This window comes from Bradyrhizobium sp. 76 (assembly GCF_023073025.1).
Taxonomy (GTDB): domain Bacteria; phylum Pseudomonadota; class Alphaproteobacteria; order Rhizobiales; family Xanthobacteraceae; genus Bradyrhizobium.
Window position 1 is genome coordinate 1 of record NZ_JADPIS010000075.1, and the last position, 7,213, is coordinate 7,213.

Annotated in this window: 6 protein-coding genes and 4 pseudogenes; 9 read left to right on the forward strand and 1 reads right to left on the reverse strand. The window is 60.0% G+C overall.

Features of this window, described 5'->3' with window-relative positions; translation table 11 throughout:
• The 5 genes and pseudogenes from IVB48_RS16005 to IVB48_RS16025 all read left to right on the forward strand — a co-directional run.
• A pseudogene (locus IVB48_RS16005) lies at positions 1–227 on the forward strand (hypothetical protein); the annotation flags it as partial.
• 779 nt (positions 228–1,006) lie between these two features.
• Positions 1,007–1,345 (forward strand): hypothetical protein, encoded by a 339-nt coding sequence (locus IVB48_RS16010; RefSeq protein WP_247400775.1) that lies wholly within the window; start codon positions 1,007–1,009, stop codon positions 1,343–1,345.
• A gap of 568 nt (positions 1,346–1,913) precedes the next feature.
• Complete coding sequence (locus tag IVB48_RS16015) at positions 1,914–3,035, forward strand: alpha-hydroxy acid oxidase (RefSeq protein WP_247400777.1); 1,122 nt, start codon at positions 1,914–1,916, stop codon at positions 3,033–3,035.
• Positions 3,035–3,703 carry an RraA family protein gene (locus IVB48_RS16020; protein ID WP_247400779.1) on the forward strand — a complete coding sequence of 223 codons (669 nt, stop codon included), beginning with the start codon at positions 3,035–3,037 and terminating at the stop codon, positions 3,701–3,703. The genes IVB48_RS16015 and IVB48_RS16020 overlap by 1 nt, the downstream gene beginning before the upstream one ends.
• A gap of 731 nt (positions 3,704–4,434) precedes the next feature.
• Positions 4,435–4,650, forward strand: a pseudogene (locus tag IVB48_RS16025) (MFS transporter); the annotation flags it as partial.
• A 7-nt stretch (positions 4,651–4,657) separates the two neighbouring features.
• Here IVB48_RS16025 and IVB48_RS16030 read toward each other — a convergent pair.
• Positions 4,658–4,768: pseudogene (locus IVB48_RS16030) on the reverse strand (transposase); the annotation flags it as partial.
• A gap of 12 nt (positions 4,769–4,780) precedes the next feature.
• Here IVB48_RS16030 and IVB48_RS16035 point away from each other — a divergent pair.
• From IVB48_RS16035 to IVB48_RS16050, 4 genes and pseudogenes are all read left to right on the forward strand, one after another.
• The gene (locus IVB48_RS16035) at positions 4,781–5,233 is read left to right on the forward strand and encodes an IS66 family transposase zinc-finger binding domain-containing protein (RefSeq protein ID WP_247400786.1); all 453 of its coding nucleotides are present in this window, start codon (positions 4,781–4,783) and stop codon (positions 5,231–5,233) included.
• A 9-nt stretch (positions 5,234–5,242) separates the two neighbouring features.
• A complete protein-coding gene (locus IVB48_RS16040) occupies positions 5,243–6,226 on the forward strand; it encodes an IS66 family transposase (RefSeq protein WP_256468895.1) in 984 nt (327 codons plus the stop codon).
• The gene (locus tag IVB48_RS16045) at positions 6,223–6,846 is read left to right on the forward strand and encodes a UPF0149 family protein (protein ID WP_247400784.1); all 624 of its coding nucleotides are present in this window, start codon (positions 6,223–6,225) and stop codon (positions 6,844–6,846) included. Before IVB48_RS16040 ends, IVB48_RS16045 begins: the two co-directional genes overlap by 4 nt.
• A gap of 105 nt (positions 6,847–6,951) precedes the next feature.
• A pseudogene (locus IVB48_RS16050) lies at positions 6,952–7,114 on the forward strand (NAD(P)-binding protein); the annotation flags it as partial.
• Positions 7,115–7,213: the final 99 nt, after the last annotated feature.

Genomic DNA, 7,213 nt, shown 5'->3' on the forward strand with positions numbered 1-7,213 from the left:
GACCCAATCACCATGTCGGCCAAAGCGGCTGCTCACGATCGCGCGAAATGCCTGCTCACCATCGCGTGAAATCACCGCTCACCATCAGCGAAATCCGCATCAGCCCGCCTTCGGTTCACCAGATGGTGCTGACGCTGGAACGCGCCGGCCTCATCAGACGGCAGCCAAGGACGCCTCGCAGCATCGAGGTCCTCATTGATCCGAAACTCCTGCCCGAGCTAATCTGACCGCCGGACCCAACCCGTCAAAATCACTGTGCAGAGCCACTAGTTGTCGAGGTGCTAAATCTCGCGGTCGAAGGCATGGGTGTGCCAGCGCTCACGCCGGTCTTCACACCTGGGGTGCCTTAATGCCCGGACTGATGGCACGCTAATTCATTTTATAGGCTACGCGGCGACCAAGGAGGAGCGCTGCAAGTTCTGGTGTTTTCTGCGCCGATCACCGCATTTGAGGACGCGCTCTACGTGCTGCCCGGAAATCCGAAACCTCTGACGGCGGTCGCACGAGTTGCGCAAGGTCCCGACATTAAGCTCGCCGTGCTTGTCGGTCACGATCGGAAGCGAGTGCGCGCAACCAGGGTAAATCAAATCGGAACAGCTGCTGCGTGTCACCAACCTCCACGATTGGAGCAATGTCGACAAGGCTCATTCTATGGGCGAATGACGGACCGGTGCTACTCTACAGTAATCCGTACGATGTTGGATAAAGGCAACGGATTTGCCTGCACGAGGAGGGCGCCGGCAAAGTCAAGGGAGATCTCTGCAGGTGATTGTTCGTCTGTGCGGGCACATCGATGTCTCGAGAGACAAAGAGACCCGAAACTCCTTGCGCCTTGTCCTTACCGTCCTTACGGCAGCCACGTACGTATTGAGAACGCTCGGCTTTGTTACTGCCCAATAGCGTGCAATTCCGATCTGGTCTCAGTGCTTTCCAAATTGGTATTGGCTTCTGCGAACGATGGCATCCGAGAATGCCCTAATCTTGTTGTTGGGACGGAAGAGATACCATGCGTGCGACACTAAAGTGGCTCATCCTGCTGCTCGTCGTAACTGGCTATTCATTTTCGGCGTTAGCAGAAACAGAAGATCCTCTTTTCGCCTCGGTCCACAAAGCCGGCCAATTCAAGGTGGGGGTTTGCTTGGCCCCTTCCTACGTAGTCGCATCGCCCGACGGAAGGGTGACGGGTTACGCGATTGACATAGTCAATTTGGTGCACAAAGGCATTGACCTACCGCCGCTTACGCCGCAAATGCTTGCCTGGGAGGACGCGCACGTGCCTGCGTTGCAAGCCGATACATTTGCCGGCATGATGAAGGCCAGTCACTTCGAGCCAAGCTGCAAGTAAGCAAAAGGCGAAGATCAAAGGGGTGAACAGCAGCCTAAGCCGACCAGATCTGCTCGCCAATGGGCAACACGCGCGGCTCGCGACGGGTGGACCATGGCGGCTCTCGCTTTCCCCGGACTTCTATGTGCCGCCATGGATGGCGTATTTGAATCCGACCGTCGCTCCGCGAGTTGGGACAAGCAGGACCGGAGCGCCTGCTGGCGATGCGTTACCGCTAGCCTCCGGAAAGCTGTGCGGGATTCACGGTTGGAAGTCTCGTGCGCATGCCGGCTAACGGATCGCGAGCATCATGCTCGAGAAGTCGCGGCTGCATCACCAGCGCAAAGCATGATGACTGTGCGAATCGTGCCTGGATTGGTGCCGGGCGCCCAGGCTTTAGGTTGACGTGGCAGTGCGTGCAGAAAGGAGAGTTGCGAATGAGTGAGTTTCTCAATTATGCGGAGGTTCGGGGGCTAGCCAAGCGTCAGCTTCCGCACGGCCTTTTCGAATACATCGACAGGGGTACCGAGGATGAGAAGGGGCTTCGAAGAAACCGGCATGCCTTTGACTCCGTGCGGATTAGACCGCGGTGCTGACCGGCAGCGGTAGCCCCCGTACGCAATCAGTCTCGATCTTCGGTCACACCTGCGATATGCCGATTGTCGTAGCGCCGACGGCCATGGCCGGCCTCGTGTGGTATCAAAGCGAGAGAGAATTGGCCAAGGCCGCGGCTGCAAGCGGAATCCCGTTCGGTGCAGCAATGCAGGCCATTTCGTCTGTGGAAGAGATCACGGCAGCGAGCCCAGGTCAGGTCTGGTTTCAGCTCTACTTCTTCGGGGAGAATGAACAGTCTTCGGAAGAGTTAGCACGAGATCTGAGCCGGCGAGCATGGAACAAGGGCGTGCGGACGCTCGTCGTGACTATGCCTGTTCCAGGGAATCGAGAATACAGGATCCGCAACGGCTTCGAGATGCCGATCAGATATTCCGCTCGCAACCTATACGATGTCGCTGCCCACCCACGATGGACGGTTGGCGTATTTGCTCGCTATTTGGCAGCTGGCCGGGGGCCGGCATTCACGAACTGTCCGGTCTACCATCGCTGCAGTATATTGAGCAGAAAGAAGCCGCTGGGTCTCATGCCCGGCCTTTCTTGGGACCACATCCGGCGGCTGCGCGACACCTGGAAAGGTAATTTTGTCGTAAAAGGCATTCTCCGCCCGGACGACGCGATCCTTGCCGCGAAGAGGGGAGCTGATGGAATCGTCGTGTCCGACCATGGCGGACGCCGTTTTGATAGCGCGGTGGCACCGATCCAAGTGCTGGCCGAGATTGTTGACGAGGTCGGCCAGCAGTTGACAGTGATTGCCGACAGTGGAGTCCGAAGAGGTAGCGACATTCTCAAATTCCTCGCAATGGGAGCCAAGGCCGTGATGATTGGACGTGGTCTGCTCTACGGCACCGCGGTGGGCGGGATGTCGGGCGCGACTCGAATGATCGAGATCCTAAGACGTGAGCTCGACACGGTGATGGCCATGACGGGATGCATTCACAGTCGCGATTTGAATAGAGATTACCTGGAGATCTCGGGAAGTTGGGGCGATCATGACCGACGAGCCAACGCGGCGATCTTAGGTGATGCCGGCAGCGTGAGCGCTGCGACCGAAAGCGAACAGTTGGCGGAAGCGAAAAATGTCACGGAGCAAAGCTAATGTCTAACACTGGATTTCGTGTTTACCTCAACATCAATAGACCTGATCCATCTCTCGTCCAACGGTTTGGTGGAATTGCCGTAGCGAGCATTGCCGATAGCATGAATAGGGCATCGTGCATCAGCGGGAAGATCAAACCGCTGAACGGCGCTCCGTTGCTCGGAGTGGCCATCACAGTCAAGACGCGTCCCGGTGACAGTCTGGTGATGCAAAAGGCAATGAATTTAGCCCAGCCCGGCGACGTGATTGTGGTCGATGCTCAAGGAGCAACTGACAACGCGAATGCCGGCGAGCTGATGGTGACGTGGATGCAGTACCGTAAGTTGGCGGGGCTGATCGTCGATGGCGCAGTCCGCGACGTTGCCGCCATCCGCAATATGACTTTCCCGGTATATGCCGCTGGAATTACCCCAAGAGGGCCATACAAAGATGGGCCGGGCGAGGTCAACGTTCCTGTCTCGTGCGGTGGCGTGACGGTGAAGCCAGGCGATATCATTGTCGGCGACCAGGACGGTGTGGTGATAATCAACCCAGATGACGCCGAAGATATTCTGGGGAAGATCAAAGATGTTCTAGTTCGTGAAACGAAACTCAGGGCGGAAATGCCTTGGAACGGGTCGTGGGTAGACGAAGTCCTTAAGGAGAAAGGCTGTGAATATATCGATTAGGCTTCTTTTGATCGTTCTCCAATCGCTCGACGTCGGCTCACGCCGTGAAGAATGAACAACGCGCGTCTTACGAGGGCCTTCAGACGACCAGCAAAGAGGATTGTGCAGTAGCCGTTAGCCCTGCGCAATCCTGTTGCATGCGCACTTCGCATAAGCGACAGATGTGGTTGTGATCGATTCACACGCGATGCATTGGAACGATCAATCAGACGAGGTTCTCTTGGAACAGTTCGAAGAAGGTGCGAAACGCCCGGCTCTCGCGCACGCACCGCGCCGCGGCAAGCTCGACTTAACATTCGGTGCAATCAGGAATTGGCAGCAACGTCTCCACCTTTGAACCAGGGCCATACCCAGCACAATCAAAAAAGCCGAGAAGCGACGTCCACCGCGTTGCGCGTCGTCTCGCTCGCCTGCCTAGAATTATCCAGGGCCAGGTTGCGCATGGCGCGCAGCTCCAATGGTGACTGTTTCGCTGTTTATTGGATTCCAGCTCGATCGCACCCGCGGCTCGCTGCGCTGCTGGTGAAGCGACGTTCAAGGCCGCAGAAGGACATCTGCTTATGGACGTGATCATTCCGCGTCCCTCCATTACATCGGCAACATGTTGATCTTTGATTCTGTTGAGGGCTCACCCCCGTTTCGCTGGCCGAGCGCTACTCCTCGCGGAATGCCAAACCTTCTAACTCCGGAGACGGGCATCGGGAACGCAGGCAAGGCAGGAGGGCGCCGATATGATGAATGTGGCAAAGCCCCGGGTCATCAGCGGCGATGGCATCGCTGCGCCATTGAGGTATGCCAATTTCCGGCGCATTTGGCTTGCAAGCCTCCTCTCTAATCTTGGTGTCCTGATTCAGGGCGTCGGTGCGGCTTGGGCTATGACGCAGATGACCTCGTCGGCTGGCGAGGTCGCACTGGTGCAGACCGCGCTTTCGCTACCGGTCATGTTGCACGATCGAGAAGTTTGCGGCAAAGGGCGAGTTTGGCAGCGCGATGGCCGTTGGCCATGAAGCCGAAGTGGCGGATGCGATGGAAGCCATCAGGCAGCGTGTGAAGAAGGAAGCGGCGCCGCTCAAGGAGATGATCTTCGGGAAGCGCTCGGAGCGACTTGCGGTGCTCGTGGACGAGCAGCTCGCGCTCGAGCTGGACGATCTGGAGACCGGCGTCACACCAGCTGCGCCGGCCAACGACGATGCGGCTGCGACCAAGCCGGCTGGTAAGCCGCGCAAGAAGGCCCGCCGCAACATCGGCGCGCTGCCCAAGCACCTGCCACGCTGTGAGCAGGTGCTGGAGCCGGACGCGACAGCGTGCCCGTGTTGCGACGGCCGCCTGCATAAGATCGGCGAGGACGTCAGCGAGGTGCTGGACGTGATCCCGGCGATCCTGCGGGTGCTGCGCACGATCCGTCCCAAATACGCCTGCCGCGGCTGCACCGACGGCGTGGTGCAGGCGAAGGTGCTGCCGCGACTGATCGAGAGCGGCATGGCCTCAACGGCGCTGGTGACCCACGTGGTGGTGTCGAAGTTTGCTTAGTATCTGCCGCTGTATCGGCAGGTGCAGATTCTGGCCGGTCAGGGCATTCATCTCGACCGCGCGACGCTGGCCGGCTGGGTGAAGCGTGCGACCTGGTGGCTCAAGAGCCTCTATGAGCTCCAGCTGCGCACGATCCAGGCCTCGCCGCGCGTGTTCTGCGACGAGACGCCGATGCCGGTGCTCGATCCCGGACGACATCGCCCCCGCATCTGCCAGTTCTGGGCGCATGCCATGGATGACCGCCCGTGGGGCGGCCCCGCGCCGCCGGCGGTCGCCTACGTGTTCGCCGGCGGCCGCGGCACCGAGGAGATCGCCGGACAATTGACCGGCTTTTCCGGCATTCTCCAGGTGGATGGTTATGCCGCCTACAAGGCGCTCGCCCGCGGTCATGGCAGCGCGATCCAGCTCGCTTTCTGCCTCGCCCATGCCCGGCGCAAATTTGTCGAGGTCTACAAGACGACCCAGTCGCCATTCGCTCGCGAGGTGATCGAACGGTTGCAGGCGGTCTATGCCATCGAGGCCGAGATCCGCGGCAGCAGTGCCGAGCAGCGGCTTGCCGCCCGCCGCACCAGGACCACTCCGTTGATGGCGGCGCTCAAGGCGCGGCTGACGGCAACGGTCGGCCAGCTCTTCTCCCAGTCGAAGCTGGCCGAGGCCATCAACTACGCGCTCAATCACTGGGACGGACTGACGCTGTTTCTTCGCGACGGCCGCGTCGAGGTCGATTCCAACACGGTCGAGCGTTCCATGCGCCCGATTGCAATGGGAAGACGCAACTCATTGTTCAGCGGCAGCGAAGGCGGCGCCGAGAGCTGGGCGATCCTGTCGTCGATCGTGAACACAGCAAAGCTTCATGAGCTCGATCCGCAGGCCTACTTGTCCGACGTGCTGGAGCGCATCGTGTCTGGGCGAACCAAGAGCCATCAGCTGCACGAGCTGCTCGCCTGGAACTGGAAGGCGGCCCGCGAGCGCATCGCACAAGCCGCCGCATGAGCCCGCGTCGCCATTCAGCATCGTCGTCGATGGCCGCAGCCGCGATGCCGCTTGCGGAGCTCGAGCGGTGGCTCCAGGTTCGTGTCGATCGGCACCCTGCCGCCACCAGTCTCCCCATGCTCGATGGCTACGTCGCCGCGATCGTGGCCGGACCGGTGTCGATCAGCCCGCTCGACTGGATCTGCCCGCTGCTCGCCATCGATGCCGATGCTTTCAACCACGGCGGCACTCCGGAGTTCGCAGCGATCTCCGCCGTCGCGCTGCGCCACAACGAGATCAGCCAGATCCTTTCGACCACGCCCAGCCAGTTCGAGCCGATGCACCGGCGCAAAGCCAATGGCGACGTCGATCCGCGACCCTGGTGCCTGGGATTCTACGCCGCAACGCGGCTCAGGCCGTCGGCGTGGGCGCCGTTGCTGGACGCCAGCAACGTCAATCATGGCCTGCTTCTGCCCATCCTGCTGCACTGTCGCGACGATCAGGGCCGGCCGCTGCTCGGACCGCCACGAAGCGGGCGCGAGACCAGGGATTTTCTGCGCAACGCCCACGCCGATCTTCCAGCGGCCGTCGAGGCCATGCGCCAATACTGGATGCCGATCCGCTACGCTCGCGCCCGCTGATCACCGCAGACGTGGGAGCTCATACCGGGTTACGTCTGTGGCGTGCCGGTCCGACAATGCATGAAGATGCCTGGCGGTTATCGTTGTGAGCAGGAATAGTCCGTGATGGGAGCAGAACGCTGCACTTACATAATCGTCGGCAGCGGTTCCGCAGGATGTGTCTTGGCATCGCGGCTGTCGGAAGATGCGTCAACGCATTCTGCTTTTAGAAGCCGGTGGTGAAGATTGGAATCCCTTGATTCGCATACCGATCGGCACAGGGAAACTGCTAGGAGCCTGTCCAAGTAGTCGCTGGTCAAGCTGGGGCGAGTCTGATTCTTTGCGGGGCTATGAGCAAGGATTTTCGACTCTGGAAGATTGACGAGGC